Source organism: Marinobacter sp. UBA5687, assembly GCF_002420325.1.
Lineage (GTDB): Bacteria > Pseudomonadota > Gammaproteobacteria > Pseudomonadales > Oleiphilaceae > Marinobacter > Marinobacter nauticus.
In genome coordinates this window covers 38,124-61,465 of sequence record NZ_DIHV01000052.1, presented here as the reverse complement: position 1 = coordinate 61,465, position 23,342 = coordinate 38,124, and the positions used below count along the sequence as shown (strand labels likewise).

The following is a 23,342-nucleotide window of genomic DNA, read 5'->3' as shown; positions in this document are numbered from 1 at the left end:
CGCAAGGATGCGCCCGTTGTTATGCTCATTGGCGGAGTTCATGGGCTTGAGCGTATCGGCACGCAGGTGGTGATGGCGTGGCTGTCTTCTTTTCTGGCACGCCTGGCCTGGGATGACAGCGTACGGGCGCTTCTGGAGCGGGTGCATATCACGCTTCTGCCCATGCTGAACCCGGGCGGCATGTACCTGAACCAGCGCAGCAATCCGAAGGGGGTTGATCTGATGCGTAATGCGCCGATTACGGCCCAGGATCGCAGTGCCTTCCTGTTGGGAGGGCAGCGGCTTTCACCACGCTTGCCCTGGTATACCGGTGATCCCGAACAGGGGATGGAAGCCGAGAACCTGGCCCTCGAGTCGGTGATCCGGGAACTGCTCCCGGGCCGTCCATTCAGCCTGGCGCTGGATTGTCACTCCGGGTTTGGCTGGCAGGATCAGATCTGGTTTCCCTACGCCTATCGCCGCCGGCCCATGCGCCGTATTGGCTCGGTCATGGCGCTCAAGCTGATCTGGGAACAGGCCTACCCCAATCACACGTACCGGTTTGAGCCGCAATCTGCCCACTATCTGACCCATGGTGATCTATGGGACTACTTTTACAAACAGGTTAACCGAACCAGCGACGGAGTTTTCCTGCCGCTCACCCTGGAAATGGGATCCTGGCGCTGGATTCGTAAACGCCCGCGTCAGCTGTTTCGGCTGGAAGGCTTCTTCAACCCACTGGTTCCGCACCGACACCAACGGGTGTTGCGCAGTCACATGCCGTGGATTGATTTCCTGTTGAACGCCGCTGCCAGTCATGAGAACTGGTTGCCGGGGTCGGATGAAGAGTCCATGCTGAGGGAAGCTGCCATTATGCACTGGTACAGGGATAGCCGATGACATGCACTGGATCCTTCTGAGAGGCCTCACCCGGGAGCAGGGCCACTGGGGCGATTTCCCGGCACAGCTTCGCTCGGCCTTTCCGGAACACCGGTTCCACACCATTGATCTGCCGGGCACCGGCACACTGTTCCGCGAGGATTCTCCCGGCACTATCCCTGAGATTCGCAGGCGCGTCTGTGAGCAGGTCAATCATATACCCAGGCCGTTCAGCCTGTTGGCGCTGTCCATGGGTGGTATGGTGGCCCTTGACTGGGCGCAGCATGCGGAACCCGGGGAGTTGCAGCACCTGGTTCTGGTCAACACCAGTTCCGGTTTCAGTCCGTTCTGGAAACGCATGCGCCCGCTGGCCTGGCCGCGCGTCACTCAGCTGCTGGCACGTCGCGAGCTGTTTCACCGGGAACGGGATATTCTGCGACTGACGTCCAATCGAGAGATTCCACTGTCGGTGTGCAAAGCCTGGTACAGCATCCAGCGCCAGCGCCCGGTCAACTATTATACGGCGTTCAATCAGTTGCAGGCGGCGGCCCGGTTTCAGCCCTTGCCCGAGCGGCCCATGGCAGATGCCCTGCTGCTTGCCAGTAAGGGTGACCGTATTGTGCACTGGCATTGCAGCGCCGAACTGGAACGACGCTGGTGCTGGACGCTTCGGCTGCATCCGGATGCCGGGCACGATCTGCCGCTGGATGAACCCGACTGGATCATTCGGCAGATCAAAAACTGGTTGCCCGGCCAATAGCGGTTGCTTGACGCAACTGTTTTTTGCGGTCACGCTCATTGGCGTCAATTCAACGAGTGAACGGAGCCAATAACAAGATGAAACTCTTCGAAACCCGAACTGCCCCTAACCCACGCCGAGTGCGCATGTTCCTGGCCGAGAAAGGCTTGCTGGACCAGGTTGAACTGGTGCAGGTGGATATTGAAAAAGGGGAGAACCTGAGCCCGGAATTTGTTGCCCGCAACCCGATGAAGAAAGTGCCGGTACTGGAACTGGACGACAGCACCTGCATTGCCGAAACCATGGCCATCTGCCGCTATTTTGAAGAAAGCTATCCGGACACGCCCAGCTTGTTGGGTGAATCGGCGCTGGAGAAAGCCCAGGTGGAGCAGTGGCTGCGCTGGATCGAATTCTATTTCATGATGCCCACCGGCATGTGCTTTCAGCACACCACCGGCTATTTCAAGGACCGGATGAATCCCATCAAGGAGTGGGGGGAAGAGTGCGGCCAGGGCGTCGAGAAATTCATGCATTTCCTGAACAAGCAGCTCGAGGGCAGGGAATATCTTTGCTGTGACCGGTTCACCGCGGCCGACATCAATGCCTTCACCACCGTGGCCTTCGCCCGGGTGGTCAATATCCGCATCAAACCGGAGCAGGAACACCTGCAGGCCTGGTTCGACCGGATCAAGGCTCGGCCTTCGGCGCAGGCCTGACGTTTGCCGGTGACCTGAAGTCCAGCCGGCTGATAGTATCGCTTGATGGGATGGCGCGCCCTGTTCACACGGGGGCGCCAGGAGCGAGCCGTGCGACTTGAAGGACTGAATGATGAGCAACAGTGCCAACCTTGAATGTGCGATCAATGCCATCGACCAGGCAAACCAGCAGGATCCCAACCGTGAGGAAATAGGCGGTGAATCCCTTCCCAGGGAATACGCCTACAGCCTGCACATGACCCGCTGGCTGTTTGAACTGGAGCCGGAACCTTCCGAGCGCATGCAGATTGCCTGTCGGGCCCAGCATATCGAGCGCTGGACCATGCCCCGCAGTGACTATGGTGAGGGCCGCAAGAATTACTATCAATGGCGTCAGGCCTGCGGCCGCATGCATGGTCGCCGGGCAGCGGAGATCATGGCGGCTTGCGGCTACCCGAAAGCGGAGTGCGAACGGGTCGAAACTATTCTGACCAAGCGTAAATTGCGGGAAGACGAAGACACCCAGTTGCTGGAAGATGTGGCTTGTATGGTGTTTCTGGAGCGCTATTTTGCGCAATTCTTTGAAGACAACCCGGATTACGACAAAGAAAAATGGCTGCGCATTGTGCGCCGGACCTGGGGGAAAATGACACCCCGTGGCCACAGTGCGGCCCTGAAGCTGGCCGAGGGCATGCCCGCCCATCTGTTGGCTTTGCTGCAGGAGGCGCTTGCCGCACCCGCTGAGTGAATCCTGCACTTGAGCTACTGTCATTCGCTGCATATGATATGCATTATCATTTGGCAATGGATGGCAAACCATGGCGACACTGGCCGACCGAAATCCGAAAATCCTGATTGTCGAAGACGATCAGTCCCTCAGTGATCAGCTGTCCGGATTACTGGCCTCCCGGGGCTATCACGTGGTGCAGCGCTATGAGGGCGATCAGGCACTGATCACCGCTATGGGGCAGCGGCTGGATCTGATTCTTCTGGATGTGCTGCTGCCACGGATGAACGGGTTCGAATTCCTGGAGAAACTCCGTAAAACCCGCCAGACCCCGGTCATGATGCTGACCGCCTGTGGTGCCGAGCAAGAGCGCATTATGGGGTATCAGCAGGGGGCCGATGACTATGTGCCAAAACCTTTCAGTTTCACTGAATTGCTGTTGCGAATCGAGGCGTTGCTGCGACGCACACTGGGCGAAACCGATCAGCGCACAGACCCTGCCACACTGGCTGCCGGTGAGTTAAAGCTTGATCGTCATGCCATGGCCGTCAGCGTTCAGGGTAATCCGGTCTCGCTGACTCCCATCCAGTTTCGCCTGCTCTGGATTCTGGTGCTGCATCAGAGCGAAGCGTTGAGCAAACCCTATCTCTACCAGGTGGTGCTGGAGAAAGAGTTCAGTCGCTACGATCGGAGCCTGGACATGCACCTGAGCCGGGTGCGCCGCAAGTTGGTGGAGGCCGGCGTTGCCGGTGACCGACTGCAGACAGTGCACGGCAAGGGGTATTGCTTCCAGTGAATCGTCGTTTGTGGTGGAAGCTGTCAGGCACACTGGCACTGGGTACGCTGGTGTTGTTCTGGGTGATCTCCTTTCTGGGGACCACTACCGAACAGCAGATGAGTTTTATTGCCCGCAAGCATCAGGAGACCCTGAAAGACTGGGGGCACACAGCAGAGCGTCTGTACCTGGCCGGCGACGAACAGGCCCTTGCCCGCTGGCTGGAGCAGCTGCAACGGGACGAAAACACCTGGGCGGCGGTGGTTCGGTCCGAGATACAGCCGCTGGCTGGCAGTGAACTGTCCTCACAGTTTCAGGAGGGTTTTCGGCTTGGACGCAACGTGGAATGGAAGATCCATCTGTATTTCACCGAAAACCCGATCATGGATCTTACCTTCGCCGATGGCCACACCCATTTCCTGATTACCCTGCCTCAGCGTATGCGGCCGGGCGCTTACCTGCCGGAGGCGCGGCTATTCCTGAAAGCTGCCCTGCCACTGACGGTGCTGCTGGCATTGTGTCTGGTGATTTACCGGCACCTGATGAATCCCGTTCGCCAGCTGGAGCTGGCAACCCGCCAGTTCAGTGAGGGTAATCTGGGCGCCAGAGCCAGGGCTCTGCTGGGTAACAGAAATGACGAACTGACCGCGCTGGCAGAGACCTTTGACCGGATGGCTGAGCGGATCGGCGATCTGATCCAGTCCCAGCGCCGGTTGATCTCAGATCTCTCCCATGAGCTGCGAACGCCCCTGACCCGGATTGATATGGCCATCAGTTGCGTAGAGGAAGGCATCGATACCCAGCATTTCCTGCCCCGAATACGGCGGGAGTGCGATCTGATGCGCGCCCTGGTAGAGGACACCCTGACCCTGGCCTGGCTGGAGAACGAGCAGCCGGAGCTCAACCAGGAGGATCTGGATCTGACCGATCTGGTGGATACCATTGCGGAAGACGCCCGCTACGAGTACCCGGAGCATCATATCAGGACCGAGCTTCCGGAACAGGCGGAGATTCGGGGTACCAGTCATCGGGCGTTGGCACAGGCCATTGAAAATGTGGTCCGCAATGCCTGCAAGTATACGCCGGCCGGTGGCACGGTAATGATACGGTTGCAGGAGGAAGCCGGTGGGTACCGGCTGTCGGTGGAGGACGACGGGCCGGGTGTTCCGGCCGAGCAACTGGAGGCGATCTTCCGGCCCTTTTTCCGGGCCACACGGATCCGGGAAAGTGTGCCGTCTGGCCATGGCCTGGGGTTAGCGCTGGCAAGCCGGCATCTGGATGCCATAGGGGGGCGAATCCGGGCCTGTAATCTTGCGGGGAACGGTGGTCTGGCGATGCATTTGTGGTTGCCTGCAGTCCGGATGTAACAAATGTAAAACTGGTTCACTTCGCGACACAAGTTATCGAGAATGCACTCCAAATACGAATCATTTGCATAATGGAGTGCGGTCGTGATGGCAAATTCCTCACCGATGAAACAACCCCGGCGCTTTCGTCGCAACACCCTCTGGCTGGCACTGATGGCAGCACCTCTGGCTCATGCACAGCCGGTGTCTCTGGATCCCATTCAGGTAACGGCAGACCGTGAGGTGGACGCCGATACTGTGGTCGATGCAGAGACCATAGAGCGTTTCCAGGCGGACGATCTGGAAGACGTCTTTGCGGGCCAGCCAGACGTAAGCGTTGGTGGGTCCAACAGCATCGCCCAGAAAGTTTATGTCCGAGGCTTTGAAGACCCGCTTTTGAACGTATCCGTGGATGGCGCCACCCAGGCTGGGGCACTGTTCCATCACTCCGGTCGACTGTCGGTGGAGCCGGAGTTGCTCAAGCAGGTTGAAGTCAATGCCGGGGCTGGCCGGGCCACTGACGGGGCTGGCGCTCTGGGTGGCTCAATCCGCTTTGTCACCAAGGATCCCGAAGACATGTTGCGGCCAGGCGAAAACGCCGGGGCCCTGGTTAAATTCGGTTCTTTCTCCAATACCGATGGCTACAAAGCCAGTGGTACCGCCTTTGGCCGGCTGAGCGATAACTGGAGTACCCTGGTGTCTGTCAGCCAGAGTGACCACGAGCCCTTCAAGGATGGCAGTGGCGACCGTATTGCCGGCAGTGATGCCCGTCAGCAGCTTGGTTTTGCCAAACTGGTGGGCCAGTTGCCGGCTGATCAGACCCTGAAGCTCAGTCACGAGGTGCGCACCGATGAGGGGGAGCGGCCCCAGCGCCCACAATTGATTGTCAGTGGTTTCAATCGCCTTTACGACCTGGATGGCCGCCGGGACACCACCACCCTGAATTACGGATACGCACCCGCAGGCAATGCCCTGGTAGATCTTGAGGCAACCGTTTACCACACCGAGTCAGACATCGAGCAGAACGTTGAGGATCGCTGGGGGCGTTATTTCGGGTTTAGCCGGAACATCGGCGGCGACCTTCGCAACACCAGTCGTTTTGGCGAGCACAGCCTGACCTACGGTGTCGATTATCGGGAGGACAAGGTGAACGCCGGGTATCAGGAGGATAAAAGAGCCGAACAACAGACCGGTGAAGTACTGGGTGTGTACCTGCAGGGCGATCTATGGCTCACCAGCCGCCTGTTGTTCAGTGCCGGTGCCCGTTATGACGACTACCGGCTCAAGGACAACAACGACCAGCGCTTCAGTGAAGACGAGGTCAGCCCGAATGCCAACCTGGCCTGGGAAGTGGTGGACGGCCTCACCCTGAAAGCTGGTTATGCCGAGGCCTTTCGCGGGCCAACCACTCAGGATTCGTTCAAGCTGGAAGGCTCTGAAAACGATCCGGATCTGGAAGGTGAAAAAGCCCGGAATACTGAAGTCGGTTTTGATTACCGCTACGACAACTTCCGACTGTCGGCCGAGGTGTACCGTTCTGAAATCAAGGACGCCATTGCTGATCCGTTGCTGCCGTTCCGGGAATCCATCTACAAGAACATCGGTGATCTCGAGTCTGACGGCTATCTGATCTCGGCCGGTTACCAATGGCAGGCACTTTCCGCCGGACTGAGCTTCCACAGTAACGATGCCGAAGTGGATGGCCAGCCGTTGACGGTGTACGAGCACAATCTGCTGGGTAACACCATGGGAGATACCTGGATTGCGGACCTGGCGTACCGCTGGGATCGAAACCTGGAGTTTGGCTGGCAGGGCCGTTTTGTTCAGGGTATCGATAATCTGGACACCTCGGTTGGCAGCATCGACAAGCCTGGATACGGCGTGCACGACCTGTTTCTGCACTGGCTGCCCACCGGCAATGAGGATCTGCGCCTGAGCCTGACCATCAAGAACGTCGGCGACAAGCAGTACCTGGATCATGCCAGCAATGCGGATTACCAGCACATTGAGGACTATGAGGGAATCGTTGGCATGCCGGAGCCGGGGCGGGACATCCGTGTTGGCCTGGCCATGCGGTTCTGAGGTCCGTGATGTTGCGTTACCAAATCACAGCCGCCCTGATGGGCGGCGTTTTCTGTTTACTGGCTGAGCTCTCCCTGGCGGCGGACACGGTTACCGATCTGGCGGGGCGGACGGTAGAGGTGCCCGAGAGTGTCGAGCGAGTGATACTGGGCGAGAGTCGCTACATTCCGGCCCTTGCCATACTGGAAGGGGAGCAGCTGCCGGATCGCCTTGCCGGGCTGTTGCCGGATTTCGAAATGACGGATCCGGGGGGCTATGCCCAGTATCTGAAAGCGTTTCCCTCGCTCGCGGATATTCCTCGGGTGGGGCATACCTCGGCTGACAGTTTCAGTCTGGAAAGTGTGTTGGCCATGGAGGCAGACCTGGCCATTTTCAGTCTTGAGGGCCACGGCCCCGGTGCCCATAACCGGGCGCTGATTGACAGCCTGCAGCGAGCGGGCGTGGCGGTGGTGTTTGTTGATTTTCGCCAGGACCCGCTGGTCAATACCCCCAGGAGCATGGCTGTTCTGGGTGAGATTCTCGGGCGTCAGGATGAGGCCGAGGTCTTCAACCGGTTCTACCAGCAACAGCTCGCCCGGGTCACCGACGTAGTGGAAGATATTCCGCGAGGCGACTGGCCCAGCGTGTTCCTGCACAGTCGTCTGGGCCGGCATGACAGCTGCTGTGAGACCATGGTGGAGGGCATGATGGGGCACTTCATCAAGGCTGCCGGCGGCAGGAATGTGGCCCAAGGCCGGGTTCCCGGGGTCAGTGGTGTACTCAATCTGGAATACCTGATCAGTGAGCCGCCCCAGCGCTACGTAGCCACGGCCATTGGCTCCCGACGGTATCAGGCGTCCGATACCGACAATGCTTACGTGATGCTCGGGGCCGGTATTGATGAGCAGATGGCCAGGGCATCGCTTGTCCGGGCCACCGACCGCCCGGGACTGCGGGCGGTTAAACCCATCCGAGAGGGTCGGGCCATGGCCATCTGGCACCACTTCTACAATACGCCCATGAACGTGGTGGCGGTCCAGGCTCTGGCCCGGTGGTTTCACCCGGAGGCGTTTGGCGAGCTGAACCCGAACGCGACCCTGGCGGAATTCTACCGGCGTTTCCAGCCAGTGCCGCTCGACGGAGTCTATTGGGTGACAGCCGGGGAGGCCCAGAAATGACGCCAGTGCAGTATAGGCAAGATGCTGGGCTGAAATCGTCTACCACCAGGGTGTCCTCGCTGGCCGATGACTATCGGCGTTTTGTCTGGCGCCGGGTGTTATGCCTGGGAGGGTTGACCCTCGCGGCGATGACGGCACTGCTGGTGGATATTGCCAGCGGGCCGTCGATGTTGGGATTGCTGGATGTGTTCAGAGGACTACTCAACCCTGAGGGTATCGATGCCGGCACCCGCGTGATCATTGAGGATATCCGACTGCCCTACGCGTTGATGGCGGTGGTGGTCGGCGCTTGCCTTGGCCTTGCCGGGGCGGAGATGCAGACGGTACTGAATAATCCGCTGGCCAGCCCGTTTACCCTGGGCGTCGGTGCGGCTGCCACCCTGGGGGCGTCCCTGGTGATTGCCTTCAATATCTCGGTATTGGGGCTGGCGGCTCATGTGCTGTTGCCTCTATCTGCCTTTGTGTTCGCCGCGGCCGCCTCGCTGCTGATTCTGGTATTGTCACGCACTCTGGGGGCCTCGGTGCATGCGGTGGTGCTGTTTGGTATTGCCCTGTTATTCGGCATCAACGCAGTGGTGGGCCTGATCCAGTTCATGGCCGACGCCGAGTCGGTTCAGCAGATTGTTTTCTGGACCATGGGTAGCCTGGCTCGGGCCAGTCTGGACAAAGTGGCCATTGTCGCCCTGGTGCTTGCGCTGTGCCTGCCGTTTTCCCTTCGTAATGCCTGGGCCATGACCCTGTTGCGCAGTGGTGAGGAGCAGGCCCGCAGTCTGGGTATCCGGGTGGAGCGCATGCGCCTGGTGGTGCTGATGCGGGTCAGCCTGTTGACCGCGGCGGCCATGTGTTTCGTTGGGGAAATCGGGTTTATCGGCCTGGTGGCGCCCCACATCGCCCGTTTGATGCTGGGTGAAGATCATCGCTTTCTGTTGCCGGGCAGCGCCCTGGCCGGGGCCGTTCTGCTGTCGTTGTCATCCATCGCCAGCAAGCTGCTGGTGCCGGGGGTGGTATTGCCGGTGGGTATTGTGACCGCCCTGGTAGGTATCCCGCTGTTCATCACCCTGATCATTGGCCGCAGCAGGAGGGCCGCGTTGTGACCCTGAAGCTGCAATCCGTGACCGCCGGCTACCGGAACCGATCCGTCTTCACCGGACTTACCCTGCCGGAGATACCCGCAGGCTCCCTGGTGGCCGTGGTTGGCCCTAATGCTGTGGGTAAGTCCACGCTGCTGAAATCCATCGCCGGTCTGCTGCCGATTGCCGGCACCATGACCTTTGCCGGGGAGAATCTGGCGGCGATTACTGCCCACCAGCGCATTCGTCGTGTCGGCTACCTGCCGCAACCACTGCCCCAGGCCATTCCCCTGGTGGCCTACGAAACTGTGTTCAGCGCCTGCCGCTCTGCTCGCGGCGACTGGTCCCGGGAAGAGACCGAGCTGGCGATCGAAGAGATTTTCGACACCCTGGGTATCCGGCAACTGGCGCTTCGGCGACTGTCGGAAATGTCTGGTGGTCAGCGCCAGATGGTAGGGCTGGCTCAGGTACTGGTACGCCAGACGCCATTGATGCTGCTGGATGAGCCCACCAGCGCCCTGGACCTGCACTGGCAGCTCAACGTGCTCAACGCGGTGCGTGACGCCACCAGCCGGACCGGCTCGATTGCCCTGGTGGCCAGCCATGATCTCAATCTGACCCTGCGCTATTGCGACCAGGTTCTGGTGTTGTCTCCCGGCGGCCAGGCCGTGCTGGGCACACCGGCACAGGTACTGACGCCGGAGCTGCTGGCCCAAACCTATGGTATCGAAGCCAGAATCGAACAGTGCTCTCGTGGACACCCCATCGTGCTGGCGGATCGTCCGCTGTCCGCCAGTGTTAGTTGACCCACTGATGTCAAGGAAACTGCCATGCCAACCATGAACGCCCAAGTGGCCACCACCGATCCCGGTCGCCTGATCAATCGCCTGTGCAAACACTTTCGCCACAAGATTGAGGCTGAGTGGACCGGGACCGATGGCAGGCTGACTTTCTCCATTGGTGAATGCCGGCTTGAAGCAGCAGACGGTAAGTTGCTTATGCGGTGCCAGTCACCCACCGAGACGGAGCTGGAGGAGCTGGGCCAGGTGGTAGCTTCCCACCTCATCCGCTTTGCCGGCGATGAGGTGGATGAGGTTCACTGGCAGACGGCCAGCGCCTGAGATTGCGCGTGGTTCTGGCGAACGTTTTGCCGCAACTGGTGAAGATCGCTGCATAGCACCCGGTAGCTGTCCGGGCCGAACCACTCCAGGGAAATGTCCAGTGGGGCCGGATGGGTTTGCGACTGCTGCCAGCCGGCCAGGGTGTCCAGTAGCGGCCGGTAGTCACAGGCACCGTCCAGCACAGGCACCATTCCCTGCCGGGAACCGGCCGGTGAGTAGACATTAGCCGGAGCAAATACGCCGAGCTGATCCCGATGACGGATATTCTTGAAGTGAAAATGTCTGACCCAGGGCGCCATTTGTTGCAGCGCCAGCTTTGGGTCTGCTCCGGCTTCCCAGACATGCAAGGCGTCGAAGTTGATACCCAGGGCCGGGTGATCCACGTCGGTTAGCAACGTCAGCGTGGAGTCGACCGTATCGGCCAGGGTGCCGGGGTGTGTTTCCACCACCAGGGTCAGGCCTTCATCTGCGACGCAACGGGTCAGCGTCTGCAGACGTCGGGTCTGGGCCTGGCGCTGCCCCCGGTCAAGCTCGGCGCTGCCCTGATGGCCGGCAAACGTTCGCACTTTGGGTGCCTGCCAGTGCCGGGCCAGTCGGCAGAGGTCGCGGGTGTAGCGGATGGCCTCCTGTTCACCGCTCTCCAGTGGCAGATAGTCGCTGACCATGGGAATGGCCAGTCCCTGGCTTTTTAGCCAGCGGCCATCCAGGCCGGGTTGTTCTGACAGGTGCCGGGCATGCACGCCCCAGAGTTCAATGCCGTCGAAGCCGGTGGCCCCGGCCCAGGTGGCCAGTTCCGGTAATGACACCAACTGGTGGCGGAACGAGATGGTACACAGGTGGAAGCGGATCATGGTAATACCTCCAGGTCGGACGTCCCGGTGTCGGCGGTAGCGCTGGTGAGATCGGGGTGTTGCTGCTGCCATTCCTGGAACAGTCCCTGTAGGCTTTCCTTGATGGCGAACTCCCGCCGATCCTGCTCGTCCAGCAGCTGCTCGACCCCGGCCAGCAGGGCAGCGTTACCGGACATCACCAGTTTCAGCGCCCGGTACTGGATCTGTGTGTAAGTTTTCACCAGCCGGTCAATGTCCTCGCACAGCGCTTCGAACCACGGATCGCCCTCGGCGGTGCGGCCCTGATCCTCCAGCAGCCAGGCAAAGGCGTGCTCGTAGGCGTACTTGCGAATCGCCATTACTGGAATCTCCCTGAATGCCCGGGGCAGGTTTGCCAGTGGTTGCCTGGCGTCGGGACCGATATGGGCGTGCAGAATCTGCCGCAAGGCATCGGTAAACGGATTGGTCTCCGCTTTCATGCACTGGGCGAAATAAGCGGCTACCGTCTCCGCGGGCGTATGCCGGATGTCCAGGCCATCGAAACAGAAGCCACCGGCAGCGGCCGGGGAGCGGACCGATTCCAGAATCCGGTCTTTGGGCAGCACACCCTCCCAGCGAAAATCCGGGTCCGACATGAACCACTGCTCCGGATCTTCCGTGGCTTCCAACATCACGTAGTGGGGAAACGGGTTCTGGTGGAATTTGTTTTCCCGTTCTGGCAGTCGGTAAAGGTCCAGCATGACCATGACCTGACGATCGGAAGGGCGCGTTTCCACCAGTTCAATCAGCCGGTCGATGTTGGCCTCTTTCGATTGCTGGTGGTTATACCAGGATTCAATGGTGACGCCGTACAGTAGCCGGTACCACTCCCGGAACTGGTCGTGCCGGGTATGGGGCGAGTGGTAGGACAGAACCTGCTCCTCATTGACCGAGAAGTCCGCATCCCATACGCCAAAGTAGAAGGGGCGGTGGTCCACACCGGGGGTGCGTTTGATGATCTCGCAGACACAGCTGACAAAACAGTGCACTTTGATCACAGGGAAACCTCCGGGTTGCCTGTGGCGACCAATAGCGCTTCCAGGTCCTCAACGGTCTCGAGCTGATGGGTCAGCAGCGCTTCTTCAGGTATATGCAGGCCGTATTCCAGTTCCAGGTGTACGATCAGTTGCAACAGCATAATCGAGTCAATAGCCAGATCGGCGTTGAGGCGGGCAGTCGCTGAGAACGCCGAAAGCCGGGCGTTGGGCAGATGGCTTCGAATCACCGCTTCAATGGCTTCGCGGGTGGGAGTGGCTGAACTCATGCCGGCACCTCCCGCTGATCTTTGTGGTTGAGGGATTCAGTTAACAGCCGGCGACTGACCTTGCCGTTCGGGAGCCGGCTGATGCTTTCCACCTGTTCGATCAGTGACGGCACCTGGTGCGGTGACAGTTGGCCCCGGCTCCATTGCCGCAGCTGGTCGGTGTCTATTTCTGAGTCTGCTACAAAGCGCAGGCAAACCCGCTCACCGGCAAAGGTATCCGGTTGCTTGAAGGCCACCGCCTCTCGAATCCCGGGATAGCCAAGAAACACGTCTTCCACGGCCCCCGGATAGACGTTGATGCCGGCAACGTTGATGGTGTCATCGGAACGGGCCAGGAAATGCAGCTGACCCTGCTGGTCGAAATAGCCCAGATCCCTGCTGTGAATGCGCTGTCCGGTGGCTTTAACCGTGATCAGGATTTCATCCGGTTGCCCTGGGGAGCCCCCGGCCTGCACTGACACATGCGATAACGGCAGGCCGAGTTGGCCAGGCTCAGTCACGTCCGGGCTCAGCGCCACGCAGCCGGCTTCCGAACAGCCATATTGCTGGCAAACGCGCAGGCAGCGGTTTCGAAGCTGGTCCAGCACGGGGGCGGGCAGGGGCGCCCCGGACAGCATGACGCTGTGCAGTCTTTGGTTTTCAGGCAGCATCCGTATCAGCAAGCTGACCAGGGTCGGAGAGGCATAGAGCAGATGCTCGGGTACTGCGCGCAGCCTTGCAAGAATAGAACGTGGATTGAGATTGGTGATCACCTGGGGGGCAATCCCCCGCTGCAGGGCTGCCAGCACACCACAGATCAGACCGTAGGAGTGCGTCACCGGGCATGCGACCACCGGTGTCAAGCTCATGGCCTCAGTGAATTGGGCAACATAGGCGGCCAGCTCCCGTTCTATGTCGTGCCAGGGTCGTGTGATGGTTTTGGGGTTGCCCGTGGTGCCGGAGCTGAGCTGAATCAGCTCACCGCCTTCGGCGCAGGCCGTCTTCGCTTTCTCGCGAATGACTTCGGGCGTGACTTCCTGGAGTTGCTCGCCAAACAGCAGGTAGGTGCAGCCCGTGCTCTCGGCCAGGGTTCGGGCCGCAGCATAGGGGGTGCCGGAATGAATGGGCAGCACACTGGCGCCAAGGGGTTTCAGCCAGAGGCACAGGGCCAGCCAGTGGGCGGTGTCCTGCAGGCAGACCGCAAATCGGCAACCGGCCGGCTCCTGAAATTCAGGGCGCTCCTCCAGGCACTGGACTATCTGGTCGCAGTCCGGTTGCGTGTAAGGCATGTTGTCGACATAGAACAAAGGTGCAGTCACGGTAACCTCTTGTGATGGTGATCAATGAAGGGCATCAGGGTGTCGTTGGGGCCCGGGGCCAGGGGATTAGGCACCCGGTGGCGGGGCTGCTCGATGTCTGGCTGAAGTTTGCTGCGTAGCAGCGACTCGGTGAGCGGGTTGGGTTGATCCCATCCCAGGCGATCCAGGCGGGACCTCTGCTCCGGGTGTTGTCGTGCATAGTTGGTCAGGATTGTCCGGACTCGATCCCAGAACCGCGCCTCGTTAAATCCGTAGGCCTCTTCCAGAACCAGCGCGAGCTCACTGAGATTGAAGATAAACAGGGTATCCATCACCAGCTCGCGCAGGGCTTCCGGGTTGCTCATGCGGTAATACTGGTTATCCGGTGCCTGATCGTAGAATGCCTGCCGGGGGCCGAAGTCCGGTTCGGGGGTAGTCCGGGGCAGATAGTCCCGGGCGTACTCGACGCTGTCGTGGAAATCCCGAAGCATCAGTGCTCTCGGCCAGCCGCTGCGCGCCACCAGAAGGCTGTTCTGGGCATGAGCCTCAAGACCGACGCCGTGGGCAGCGAGCATATGCCAGACTGGCAGAATGACAGCCTTGAGCGTGGCCTCCAGCCAGGGAACCAGACCATAGTGCTCCACCCAGGGGTGAATAAAGGGCATGCCGTCTGGCTGCCACTGGAACAGGGCATTTAAGGGGATGGCCTGCTCACCCTCATGAAGCCGGGAGCCGATGCTGGCGCGCCAGATGGCGGCCAGTTCCCCTGCAAGCCCCGAATTATCTGCTCCCTGCTCATCGCCCGCGGCAACGCCCAGGCTGGCGTATTCGGGCATCAGCCGTAGCGGGTAGGTGGTATCAAACAGTGGATCGCCGCCGACAATGGACTCGAGCCAACGACTGATGACAGGAGCCGATGGCACGGAATGGGGCTCCAGATGCCGGCGTGACGAGGTATTGTGAATACCCAAAGGCAGTTTTACGCAGGCTTTCGCTGGCCGGCTGGCATTGAATAGAGACCTGAGCGACTGCCCTGGATGGTAACGGTCTCCCAGAGGCCCCAGGCATTTGATGCCCAGTGCCTCAAGCCGGGCGGCCTCGGGACCCTGACTGAGTTTCTGCCAGTGCCATGGGTGGGTTGGCAGCGCGCCATATTGTTGCCAGTCAACGCCCGCCCGGTGGAATGCTGCCCGCAGCAGATAAGCCTGTTCCTGGCCCAGTTCTGATTGCCAGAAAGCCATGTCTGAAGACGGTAACTGGGAATCCAGGTTGTGTCGGGGAATTGCCACCCAATGAAGCCTGAATCCGGTGCTGGTTTCCGGGCTATAGCGCACCAGATCATCGCCCTGGAATCCGAGTCGGCTCTTGAAGCAGGGATGGTAGGGGTGGCCTTCGTGCAGGGCCCGGTCCAGAGCTTCGCCATGCAGGTTTCGGCGGTCTCTGGAATAACGGGCTTTGCGCAGGGCGTCCAGCCGTCCACTGTTGCTGATCGTGGCCAGCAGCTCCGTCAACAGGGTTTGCTGGTGTCGGTTCGCGGCCGGTAGCTGTGCAACCAGCGCGGTCAGCGAGAGCGACACCGGTCTCTGGTTCCGCTCCAGGATCAGGGAGCTTGTGTCCAGTCTCAGTCGGCCAAAGCCCCGAATACGGGCTCGGCAACGTCCGTGCAGATTGCCAGCCTGGAAGGTCAGCCATTGCCATCCGGTGCGGTTGCGATCGCCCGGATGGTATGCAATCACCCCTTCAAACATCAGGGCTTCAAGCAGCTGCCGGAGCACCCGTTGGGCCGGTAACTCGCTCAGGGCGGTCACCGGTTGCAGTCCTGCCATGGGCGGTTTGGATAAGGCTCTCGGCTCAGGCAACACCATGGCTTACCTCAACTGCAAGGTCGACGGTATTGCCTTTCGGCGTTGTCCGGGTATCGCGGCGGAGTGGGTTGGCAATGCTGGTGTAGACTGCCATCTCCAGCTCTGCATTCAGCTCGTCAACATCGTTGACCCGGGTCAGCAGATTGCCTTTGTAGGGTAGACGGCTGTCTTCCAGTAACGACTTGACGAGCGCCTGTGCCGGGCCATGAAGCCGGCTGTGCTCGGCATGTAGAAAATGTCGGAATTGCTGGATCAACAGGGTTTCCGGTATCAGGTCGTCAATGCCAAAGCGGGCAATTACTGAAAACAGCTGATTTACGATCAGGTAGTAGCAGAACCTGTCGCGGATCATGGCGTCCCGGTAGAACAACTCCGGGGTTTCCTTAAGGTTGGTGCATTGCTCTGTGAGTGGCCCGCGCAAGCTCTCCGAGAGGTAGTAACCCTGATTGTCCCGGTAGTAGTAACAGCGTGGATAGCCCCCGCTGACATCCAGCAGACTGTTCTGCTGATGGGCTTCCAGGGCAATGCCGTGCTCATCATAAAGCCGCAGTGCCGGGCCAATCGCGCATGATAGATACTGCTGGAACCAGTCCCGGCTGACGGCTGTGAGGCTGCGGTTCTCGTTCAATGCCAGGCCCTCGATCAGATCCAGTAACCGGGAATTCCGGCCCGGCAGGGGATCCTGGGTCAGGGCGGCAATGCTGATCACCCCCTGGTCCTGCCCCGGCGGGAAAGGGTTGTTCCGGAAAATCACTTCAAAGCCGCTTTCGGTCAGCCCGGGTAGCATAACGGTCAGATAGGCCGGGTCCTGAAGGATCCGGAAGCCGGGCTCGGCCTCACCAAAACCGGTTTGCCGGAGCAGCCGGGACATAACCACCCCCGCTTTCAGCTCGTGGGCCTTGTTGACCCGCAGCGAGTTGGTCACCTTGACTGGAATGGAGAACTTCAGCATCCATTCAGCTTGCTCGCAGTAAACAGTGCGTACCGATGACGTCGCAGAAAACTCCGGACCAAGCGAGCCCAAGGGGTGAATCAACCCCTGGGCGATGGCGTCCAGCACCCCGGGCTGCGTCATCAACCACTGAGCCTGCAGAGGGTGGGCCGGAATCAGGGCATGGTTGTCCGGCAGGTTCAGGGAGGCTTGACTGTCTTGCAACAGAGATTCGGCCATGGCACTGGCTGGTAAAGGCCCATCAGAATCCTCCAGAACGCAATTCCGATGAACCAGAAAGTAGTGCAGCTGAAAGCGCCCGGTCAGCTCCGGCGCGTAGGCATGCTGCTGCCATTCCGACATCCCCTGGCGGCTCTTGGGGGTGGGATGGGCAGTGTGTCCGAACAACAGAGACTGTTCTGAATCGATAAACCGGTTGGCCAGAAGCCGCGAATCGTTGCGTCTGTGTTCGACGTAACGGACCATGACCCCGTAGCTGTCAGTGAGCCGATGCAGGAATTCCAGTTCCCGGAGTTTTCGGAGCTCGGGCACCATGCCGCCGGATAATGCATAGAGTTCACGGGCCAACAGACACATTGCCTGAAAAGGGTCGATGTCGGCCCAGCAATGACGACCGCTGAGCCACTGACGTACCTTGCCGTAGCGGTGTCGGCCCAGAGCCGAGCGGTAGAGAATGTCGATGGCCAGGCGGGAGCGCTGGCTGTTCAGAGTCAGTTCGCATACCCAGGGCCCCGAAAATCGGCCTGTCGGATCCTGGGTGCGCTGGCTGGCGGTCTGCCAGTCGCCGGGATCAACTTCCTGAAGGTAACCATGCAGGAAAGCCTGAAAACTTGCCTGTTCGGCAATTGCCCGGGCAGACGGTCCCATGTCGACGCTCCAAATTCCTGAATTTGGAGTAAATCTAAATGAGAATCTGTTGCATGTGAAATGGTTTTACATTTTTTACAATTAGCCGGGAGCGGTGATCACCCGCTGCGGCCGGAAGCGTAAAAACAGGGCTATTGCGAGGCCAAAGGTGAGCCATTCCGCCAGTGGCAGTGCCAGCAGTAGCGGCCATTCCGGCGCAAAGCGGGCAATGCCGACCAGCAGCAACGCGGGCAGCACCAGGCTTCTGGAAAAGGCGACAAGGGCTGAAGGCAGGGCTTTATGCATGGCCGTCAGATACACCGACAGCAGCACGTTGATGCCGTTAACCAGAAACAGCGGCCAAAGGATGGTCAGAAAACGGTCTGCCAGGGCTGCGGTGGCCGGGTCTGCCGTGGTGTCCAGAAACAGGCGGACCACCTGATTCCCAAACAGCCAGACCGTGACCACCAGCGCCAGTGCCAGGCTCAGAATGACGGTGGCCCCGCAGCCCATAAAACGGCGGATACGTTCGGCATTGCCGGCCCCCAGGTTGTGGCTGATCAGCACGTGCATGGCGTCCGAAATACCATAGAACACCATCAGGCTCAGGAAGATCAGATAGTTCACCACGGTAAAGGCGGCTACCCCCGCCACGCCCTGAGTGGTCATCAACAGCCAGTTGATCAACAGCATAACCAGCCCCACCGAGAGCTCGTTGATCCACTCCGAAACGCCATTGGCGAACGCCTGCGGAATTTCCTGCCAGTGTTTTTGCTGAAGCTGGAAGTGAAGCTTGCGTTCCGGCTTGAGAAAGTAACGGGCCAGAACCGCGAATTGCAGTACCTGGGCCAGGCCGGTGGCGATGGCGGCGCCACGTAAACCGTAATCCAGATAGCCCACCAGCAGGGCGTCCAGCAGGATATTGGTGGCGGCTCCTGCGACCAGGGCGGTGGTTGCCAGCCCCGGAAAGCCGTCCACCCGCACGAAGTAGTACAACACCATGGTGACAAGCTGGGCCACCAGCACCCAGATGATCACCAGAAAATACTCGGACATCAGCGGGTAGATGTCGGGCGAAGCACCCAGCACACGATAGATCCCATCATGGAACAAAAAACCCACCAGTGCGCCGGTCAGAGCCAGGGCCAGAGTGGCCATCAGGCACTTGCTGAAGATGGCAGATGCGGCGTCGGTCCTGCCTTCGCCCAGATAGCGGCCAGCCCGAACGGTACCACCAATGGCCAGGGCGAGCGCCATGCCGAATAGCAGGGTAAACCAGGGAATCAGCAGGTTCAGGGCCGCCAGGGCATCTGCGCCGGCGAAGTTGCCAATGAAGACGCCGTCAACGATATTGGCGGTGGTCAGTGCCAGCAACCCCGCCACTGATGGCAGGGCATAGCGGAAGAAAACCGGCCAGAAGGGGCCGGTCAGTATCGGGTTGTCGGAATCCTTGCCGGTCTCTGTGTCCATACTTGCCTCACCCGTTTATCCTGTGAATCAGCCGAACAGCTCCTGCAGTTTCTCACCCGGGTCTGGCGCGCGCATGAAAGACTCCCCCACCAGGAACCCGTAAATGCCCCGTCTGGTCATGGCCTCAACGTCTGCACGGGTCATGATTCCGCTCTCGGTAATGGTCAGTCGGTTTTCGGCAATCCGGTGGTGCAGTTCAAAGGTGGTGTCCAGCGACACCTCAAAATTGTGCAGATTTCGGTTGTTGATGCCTACCAGCGGCGTGCTCAGGGTAAGTGCATCGTCTAATTCCTCGCCATCATGCACCTCCACCAGCACATCCAGGCCAATCTCATGGGCGATGCCCTCCAGTTCCTGCATCTGGTCTTTGGTCAGACAGGCGGCAATCAGCAGAATGCAGTCGGCGCCAATGGCCCGGCTTTCATACACCTGATAGGGCGCCACCATGAAGTCCTTGCGGATCACCGGCAGGCTGCAGGCCGCGCGGGCGGCTTTCAGGTAGTCTTCGTGGCCCTGGAAGAAATCTCGGTCAGTCAGCACTGACAAGCAAGCTGCACCGCCTTGTTCGTAGCTCTCGGCAATGCGTTCCGGTTCAAACGGATCACGCAGGATGCCTTTGCTGGGCGAGGCCTTCTTGATCTCGGCAATGACCGCTGGCCGCTGAGCTTCGATGCGGGTGCGCAGGGCATTGGCGAATCCACGCGCTGGAGCTTGATCGCTGGCCATGGCTTTCAGGTCTGCAATCGAAACCTTGGGCTTACGTTCATCAATTTCCTCCCATTTCCGATCAACGATTTTACGCAGGATGGTGGGAGTCTTATCCAAATGTCGTTCAGTCATCTCGTGCCTGCTGAATTGGGTGCTGGAGCCGATGATGGGGGCCTTTCCAAAACACGCCCACAAGTACGTCCCTGTAGGGCTTGACTGTAGCCATCCATGGCTACAGACAGTTTTGGAAAGGCCCCCACCACCGGCTCTTCAAACTTGGTCAGGGCCTTCCGGAGTTAGTGGCCCTTAGAAACACTGAGAAAAATCAGCCAGCTCCGACATCTTGCCAGCCGCCAAACCGGAACCCATGGCATCCAGTGCCATGTCGACGCCTTCTTTGGCGGTCTTGGCCAGGCCGGCGACATAGATGGCCGCGCCGGCGTTCAGCGCGATCATGTCGCGGGCTTTTTCGGTTGTCTCGTCGTGGTTGCGGCCGAAAGCGGCCTTGATCAGCTTCAGGGATTCGTCGGAGGAATTCACCGTCAGGCCCACCAGCGACTGGCTCTTGATGCCCAGGTCTTCCGGCGTCAGGTCGTATTCGGTGATTTCGCCATCTTTCAGTTCGGCAACATGAGTGACCGTGGCCAGACTGATTTCATCCAGGCCATCCTTCGAGCAGACCACCATGATGTGTTCTGCGCCCAGGCGCTGCATGACTTCTGCCATCGGGCGGCACAGTTCCCTGGTGAACACGCCGATAAGCTGGCGGGTGACGCCGGCCGGATTGGTCATCGGGCCAAGAATATTAAAGATCGTCCGGCAACCCAGCTCCCGGCGCGGACCGATGGCGTGTTTCATGGCGCCGTGGTGGGCCGGCGCAAACATGAAGCCGACGCCGATCTGTTCGACGCAGCGGGCCACTTCCTCCGGCTTCATGTCCAGATTGATGCCGGCCTTTTCGATCAGGTCGGCGCTGCCGCTCTTGGACGATACGCCCCGGTTGCCGTGCTTGGCGACGAAGCCGCCGGCTGCGGCCACCACAAAGGAAGAGGCAGAGGAGACGTTGAACAGATTGGCACCATCGCCCCCGGTGCCGACGATATCCACCAGCGGGCTGGCGTTGATGCTGACCTTGGTGGCCAATTCACGCATCACTTCGGTGGCGCCGGTGATTTCGTCGATGGTTTCGCTCTTCAGGCGCAGGCCCATCAGGAAGGCGCCGATCTGGGCGTCGGTGGCTTCGCCGTTCATCACAATACGCATCACATCCTTCATTTCGTCCCGGGACAGGTCCAGGTTGGAGGCAATGCGGTTCAGTGCTTGTTTCATGTCCATGGGGTCGTCGGCCTCTTGTTATGTTCTCAGGAAGTTGCGCAGCAGTTCATGGCCCTGTTCGGTCATGATCGACTCGGGGTGGAACTGCACGCCTTCGATGGGCAGGGTCTTGTGGCGTACGCCCATGATTTCTTCAACGGAGCCGTCGTCGTTGCGGGTCCAGGCGGTCACTTCCAGGCAATCGGGCAGAGTGTTCTTGTCGATCACCAGGCTGTGGTAACGGGTAGCCTGCAAGGGATTGTTCAGGCCGCGAAACACACCTGCATCCTTGTGGTACACCGCTGACACTTTGCCATGCATTACCTTGCCTGCCCGGATGACGTCGCCGCCGTATACCTGGCCGATGGACTGGTGGCCCAGGCAGATACCCAGGATAGGCAGTTTGCCGGCGAAATGACGAATGGCGTCCATGGAGATCCCCGCCTCGTTCGGCGTGCAGGGGCCCGGGGAAATCACCAGTCGCTCGGGGTTCAGAGCTTCGATTTGTTCAATGGTGATTTCGTCGTTCCGGTATACCTGTACGTCGGCACCCAGCTCAGCCAGGTACTGCACCACGTTGTAGGTGAAGGAATCGTAGTTATCGATCATCAGCAACATAATCTGTTCCTCCGCCTCAATGGTCGTAGTCGTTGTAGGTCATGGCCACGGCACGGAAAATGGCGCGGCCCTTGTTCATGGTTTCTTTCCATTCGAGGCGGGGAATGGAGTCTGCCACCACGCCGGCGCCGGCCTGGATGTGCAGGGTGTTGTCCTTGATGACCGCGGTGCGGATGGCGATGGCGGTGTCCATGTTGCCGTTGAACGACAGGTAACCGACCGCACCGCCGTATACGCCGCGCTTTACCGGTTCCAGCTCGTCGATAATCTCCATGGCGCGGATTTTCGGCGCGCCGCTGAGGGTGCCTGCGGGCAGGGTGGCGCGCAGCACGTCCAGGCAGCTGGTGTTTTCTTTCAGTCGACCGGTCACGTTAGAGACAATGTGCATCACGTGGGAATAGCGCTCCACGATCATCTTGTCGGTCAGCTTCACTGTGCCGGTTTCCGACACCCGGCCGGCGTCGTTGCGGCCCAGGTCGATCAACATCAGGTGCTCGGCGATCTCTTTCGGGTCGGCCAAGAGTTCCTTTTCCAGGGCTTTGTCCTCGGCATCGGTGGCACCACGCTTGCGGGTGCCGGCGATGGGCCGGACGGTGACTTCCTCATCTTCCACACGCGCCAGGATTTCCGGAGATGAGCCGACAATGTGGAAGTCTTCCAGATCCAGGAAGTACATATACGGTGACGGGTTGAGCACGCGCAGCGAACGGTAGAGGTTCAGGGGTGGTGCCTCGAAAGGAATCGACATGCGCTGGGAAATGACGGTTTGCATGACATCGCCATCCAGCACGTAGCCTTTGATCTTGTCCACCGCCGCTTCGAATCTGTCCTGGGTAAAGCCGGAAATAAAGTCGCTCTCGTCCACCACCTTGCCGCGTAGATGTTCCGGCGTGCGGGGGGCGTTGGCGGTCTGGCGGTGCAGTTGGCTTTCCAGCTCGTCGATGCGGCGTTGCGCCGCTTCGTAGGCGCCTTCAATAGACGGGTCCACGTGCACAATCAGATGCAACTTGCCGCGCAGGTTGTCGAACACCACGATTTCATTGGACACCATCAACAGAATATCCGGCGTGCCGATCTGGTCGGGCGGGCAGCTGTTGCGCAGGCGCTTTTCGATGTAGCGCACGGTGTCGTAGCCGAAATAGCCCACCAGGCCACCGTTGAACCGGGGCAGTTCGGGCAGGTCCGGGGCGTTAAAGCGCTTCTGGTAGTCGTCCACGAAAGCCAGAGGGTCATCGACCTCTGCCTGTTCGACCACTTCGCCGTTGCGGCTGACTTCGATGCGGTGGTCGAAGACTTTCAGAACTTCCTGGCTGGGTAAGCCAATGATTGAATAGCGACCCCATTTCTCGCCACCCTGTACCGATTCAAACAGGTAGGAGTATGGGCCGCTGGCCAGTTTCAGATAGGTGCTGAGGGGAGTGTCGAGATCCGCCAGAACTTCGCGGTACACAGGGATACGGTTATAGCCGGCTTCAGCGAGCTCGTGGAATTGCTCGGGTGTCATGGTTCGGTTTCCTGAAATCTGATCTGCGTTTTGTCAGAACGGTGTTACACCGCTGTGACCGGTGGTGCGGGCAAGCAGGCATGCG

Annotated in this window: 22 protein-coding genes; 11 read left to right on the top strand and 11 right to left on the bottom strand. The window is 59.8% G+C overall.

The annotated features are described in order from the left end of the window. From B3Y70_RS05560 to B3Y70_RS05510, 11 genes are all read left to right on the top strand, one after another. Window positions 1-879 (top strand): M14 family zinc carboxypeptidase (locus tag B3Y70_RS05560; RefSeq protein WP_288589353.1); only part of this gene is annotated, 879 nt, incomplete at its 5' end. Between the two features lies 1 nt (window position 880). Continuing rightward, window positions 881-1,618 carry an alpha/beta fold hydrolase gene (locus B3Y70_RS05555; RefSeq protein ID WP_273031183.1) on the top strand — a complete coding sequence of 246 codons (738 nt, stop codon included), beginning with the start codon at window positions 881-883 and terminating at the stop codon, window positions 1,616-1,618. 77 nt (window positions 1,619-1,695) lie between these two features. After that, window positions 1,696-2,313: a glutathione S-transferase family protein gene (locus B3Y70_RS05550; RefSeq protein WP_286893535.1), complete on the top strand. Its 618-nt coding sequence runs from the start codon at window positions 1,696-1,698 to the stop codon at window positions 2,311-2,313. 109 nt (window positions 2,314-2,422) lie between these two features. Further along, window positions 2,423-3,040, top strand: coding sequence for a DUF4202 domain-containing protein (locus B3Y70_RS05545; RefSeq protein ID WP_011786946.1), 618 nt, complete (start codon window positions 2,423-2,425; stop codon window positions 3,038-3,040). Between the two features lie 70 nt (window positions 3,041-3,110). After that, window positions 3,111-3,815 (top strand): response regulator transcription factor, encoded by a 705-nt coding sequence (locus B3Y70_RS05540; protein ID WP_288589350.1) that lies wholly within the window; start codon window positions 3,111-3,113, stop codon window positions 3,813-3,815. Then, on the top strand, window positions 3,812-5,161 hold the full coding sequence (locus B3Y70_RS05535; RefSeq protein ID WP_141067404.1) for a sensor histidine kinase: 1,350 nt from the start codon (window positions 3,812-3,814) through the stop codon (window positions 5,159-5,161). The genes B3Y70_RS05540 and B3Y70_RS05535 overlap by 4 nt, the downstream gene beginning before the upstream one ends. A gap of 87 nt (window positions 5,162-5,248) precedes the next feature. After that, window positions 5,249-7,222, top strand: coding sequence for a TonB-dependent receptor domain-containing protein (locus B3Y70_RS05530; protein WP_286714472.1), 1,974 nt, complete (start codon window positions 5,249-5,251; stop codon window positions 7,220-7,222). A gap of 8 nt (window positions 7,223-7,230) precedes the next feature. Continuing rightward, entirely contained in the window at window positions 7,231-8,379 is a 1,149-nt protein-coding gene (locus B3Y70_RS05525) for an ABC transporter substrate-binding protein (RefSeq protein WP_273031190.1), read from the top strand. Further along, window positions 8,376-9,473 (top strand): FecCD family ABC transporter permease, encoded by a 1,098-nt coding sequence (locus tag B3Y70_RS05520; protein ID WP_273031192.1) that lies wholly within the window; start codon window positions 8,376-8,378, stop codon window positions 9,471-9,473. The genes B3Y70_RS05525 and B3Y70_RS05520 overlap by 4 nt, the downstream gene beginning before the upstream one ends. Next, the gene (locus B3Y70_RS05515) at window positions 9,470-10,255 is read left to right on the top strand and encodes an ABC transporter ATP-binding protein (protein ID WP_273031193.1); all 786 of its coding nucleotides are present in this window, start codon (window positions 9,470-9,472) and stop codon (window positions 10,253-10,255) included. Before B3Y70_RS05520 ends, B3Y70_RS05515 begins: the two co-directional genes overlap by 4 nt. Before the next feature lie 24 nt (window positions 10,256-10,279). Further along, a complete protein-coding gene (locus B3Y70_RS05510; RefSeq protein WP_023009524.1) occupies window positions 10,280-10,570 on the top strand; it encodes a DUF2218 domain-containing protein in 291 nt (96 codons plus the stop codon). On the opposite strand, the gene B3Y70_RS05505 is transcribed toward B3Y70_RS05510, so the two are convergent. The 11 genes from B3Y70_RS05505 to trpE form a co-directional block, all read right to left on the bottom strand. Beyond that, window positions 10,546-11,421: a sugar phosphate isomerase/epimerase family protein gene (locus B3Y70_RS05505; protein WP_288589346.1), complete on the bottom strand. Its 876-nt coding sequence runs from the start codon at window positions 11,419-11,421 to the stop codon at window positions 10,546-10,548. The two genes, B3Y70_RS05510 and B3Y70_RS05505, sit on opposite strands and share 25 nt — an antisense overlap. Further along, a complete protein-coding gene (locus tag B3Y70_RS05500; protein ID WP_288589344.1) occupies window positions 11,418-12,437 on the bottom strand; it encodes a DUF6005 family protein in 1,020 nt (339 codons plus the stop codon). The genes B3Y70_RS05505 and B3Y70_RS05500 overlap by 4 nt, the downstream gene beginning before the upstream one ends. After that, the gene (locus B3Y70_RS05495; protein ID WP_014422799.1) at window positions 12,434-12,703 is read right to left on the bottom strand and encodes a phosphopantetheine-binding protein; all 270 of its coding nucleotides are present in this window, start codon (window positions 12,701-12,703) and stop codon (window positions 12,434-12,436) included. The genes B3Y70_RS05500 and B3Y70_RS05495 overlap by 4 nt, the downstream gene beginning before the upstream one ends. Continuing rightward, window positions 12,700-14,001, bottom strand: a complete 1,302-nt coding sequence (locus B3Y70_RS05490; RefSeq protein ID WP_222179574.1) for an AMP-binding protein — start codon at window positions 13,999-14,001, stop codon at window positions 12,700-12,702. Before B3Y70_RS05490 ends, B3Y70_RS05495 begins: the two co-directional genes overlap by 4 nt. Further along, window positions 13,998-15,788, bottom strand: coding sequence for an IucA/IucC family protein (locus B3Y70_RS05485; protein ID WP_288589342.1), 1,791 nt, complete (start codon window positions 15,786-15,788; stop codon window positions 13,998-14,000). Before B3Y70_RS05485 ends, B3Y70_RS05490 begins: the two co-directional genes overlap by 4 nt. A gap of 43 nt (window positions 15,789-15,831) precedes the next feature. After that, complete coding sequence (locus tag B3Y70_RS05480; protein ID WP_288589340.1) at window positions 15,832-17,664, bottom strand: IucA/IucC family protein; 1,833 nt, start codon at window positions 17,662-17,664, stop codon at window positions 15,832-15,834. Between the two features lie 81 nt (window positions 17,665-17,745). After that, entirely contained in the window at window positions 17,746-19,113 is a 1,368-nt protein-coding gene (locus B3Y70_RS05475; RefSeq protein WP_286895771.1) for an MATE family efflux transporter, read from the bottom strand. A gap of 27 nt (window positions 19,114-19,140) precedes the next feature. Next, a complete protein-coding gene (trpC, locus tag B3Y70_RS05470; protein WP_278351072.1) occupies window positions 19,141-19,953 on the bottom strand; it encodes an indole-3-glycerol phosphate synthase TrpC in 813 nt (270 codons plus the stop codon). Between the two features lie 174 nt (window positions 19,954-20,127). Next, window positions 20,128-21,156: an anthranilate phosphoribosyltransferase gene (gene trpD, locus B3Y70_RS05465; RefSeq protein ID WP_273031208.1), complete on the bottom strand. Its 1,029-nt coding sequence runs from the start codon at window positions 21,154-21,156 to the stop codon at window positions 20,128-20,130. Window positions 21,157-21,174: 18 nt separating this feature from the next. Next, a complete protein-coding gene (locus B3Y70_RS05460; RefSeq protein ID WP_011786929.1) occupies window positions 21,175-21,753 on the bottom strand; it encodes an aminodeoxychorismate/anthranilate synthase component II in 579 nt (192 codons plus the stop codon). A gap of 16 nt (window positions 21,754-21,769) precedes the next feature. Then, on the bottom strand, window positions 21,770-23,257 hold the full coding sequence (gene trpE, locus B3Y70_RS05455) for an anthranilate synthase component I (protein WP_011786928.1): 1,488 nt from the start codon (window positions 23,255-23,257) through the stop codon (window positions 21,770-21,772). Window positions 23,258-23,342 lie beyond the last annotated feature (85 nt).

Coding starts and splice junctions, on each gene's coding strand:
- B3Y70_RS05555 (WP_273031183.1), top strand. CDS start 881: ATGCACTGGATCCTTCTGAGAGGCCTCACCCGGGAGCAGGGCCACTGG.
- B3Y70_RS05550 (WP_286893535.1), top strand. CDS start 1,696: ATGAAACTCTTCGAAACCCGAACTGCCCCTAACCCACGCCGAGTGCGC.
- B3Y70_RS05545 (WP_011786946.1), top strand. CDS start 2,423: ATGATGAGCAACAGTGCCAACCTTGAATGTGCGATCAATGCCATCGAC.
- B3Y70_RS05540 (WP_288589350.1), top strand. CDS start 3,111: ATGGCGACACTGGCCGACCGAAATCCGAAAATCCTGATTGTCGAAGAC.
- B3Y70_RS05530 (WP_286714472.1), top strand. CDS start 5,249: ATGGCAAATTCCTCACCGATGAAACAACCCCGGCGCTTTCGTCGCAAC.
- B3Y70_RS05525 (WP_273031190.1), top strand. CDS start 7,231: ATGTTGCGTTACCAAATCACAGCCGCCCTGATGGGCGGCGTTTTCTGT.
- B3Y70_RS05520 (WP_273031192.1), top strand. CDS start 8,376: ATGACGCCAGTGCAGTATAGGCAAGATGCTGGGCTGAAATCGTCTACC.
- B3Y70_RS05510 (WP_023009524.1), top strand. CDS start 10,280: ATGCCAACCATGAACGCCCAAGTGGCCACCACCGATCCCGGTCGCCTG.
- B3Y70_RS05505 (WP_288589346.1), bottom strand. CDS start 11,421: ATGATCCGCTTCCACCTGTGTACCATCTCGTTCCGCCACCAGTTGGTG.
- B3Y70_RS05495 (WP_014422799.1), bottom strand. CDS start 12,703: ATGAGTTCAGCCACTCCCACCCGCGAAGCCATTGAAGCGGTGATTCGA.
- B3Y70_RS05480 (WP_288589340.1), bottom strand. CDS start 17,664: ATGGGACCGTCTGCCCGGGCAATTGCCGAACAGGCAAGTTTTCAGGCT.
- B3Y70_RS05475 (WP_286895771.1), bottom strand. CDS start 19,113: ATGGACACAGAGACCGGCAAGGATTCCGACAACCCGATACTGACCGGC.
- trpC (WP_278351072.1), bottom strand. CDS start 19,953: ATGACTGAACGACATTTGGATAAGACTCCCACCATCCTGCGTAAAATC.
- trpD (WP_273031208.1), bottom strand. CDS start 21,156: ATGGACATGAAACAAGCACTGAACCGCATTGCCTCCAACCTGGACCTG.
- B3Y70_RS05460 (WP_011786929.1), bottom strand. CDS start 21,753: ATGTTGCTGATGATCGATAACTACGATTCCTTCACCTACAACGTGGTG.
- trpE (WP_011786928.1), bottom strand. CDS start 23,257: ATGACACCCGAGCAATTCCACGAGCTCGCTGAAGCCGGCTATAACCGT.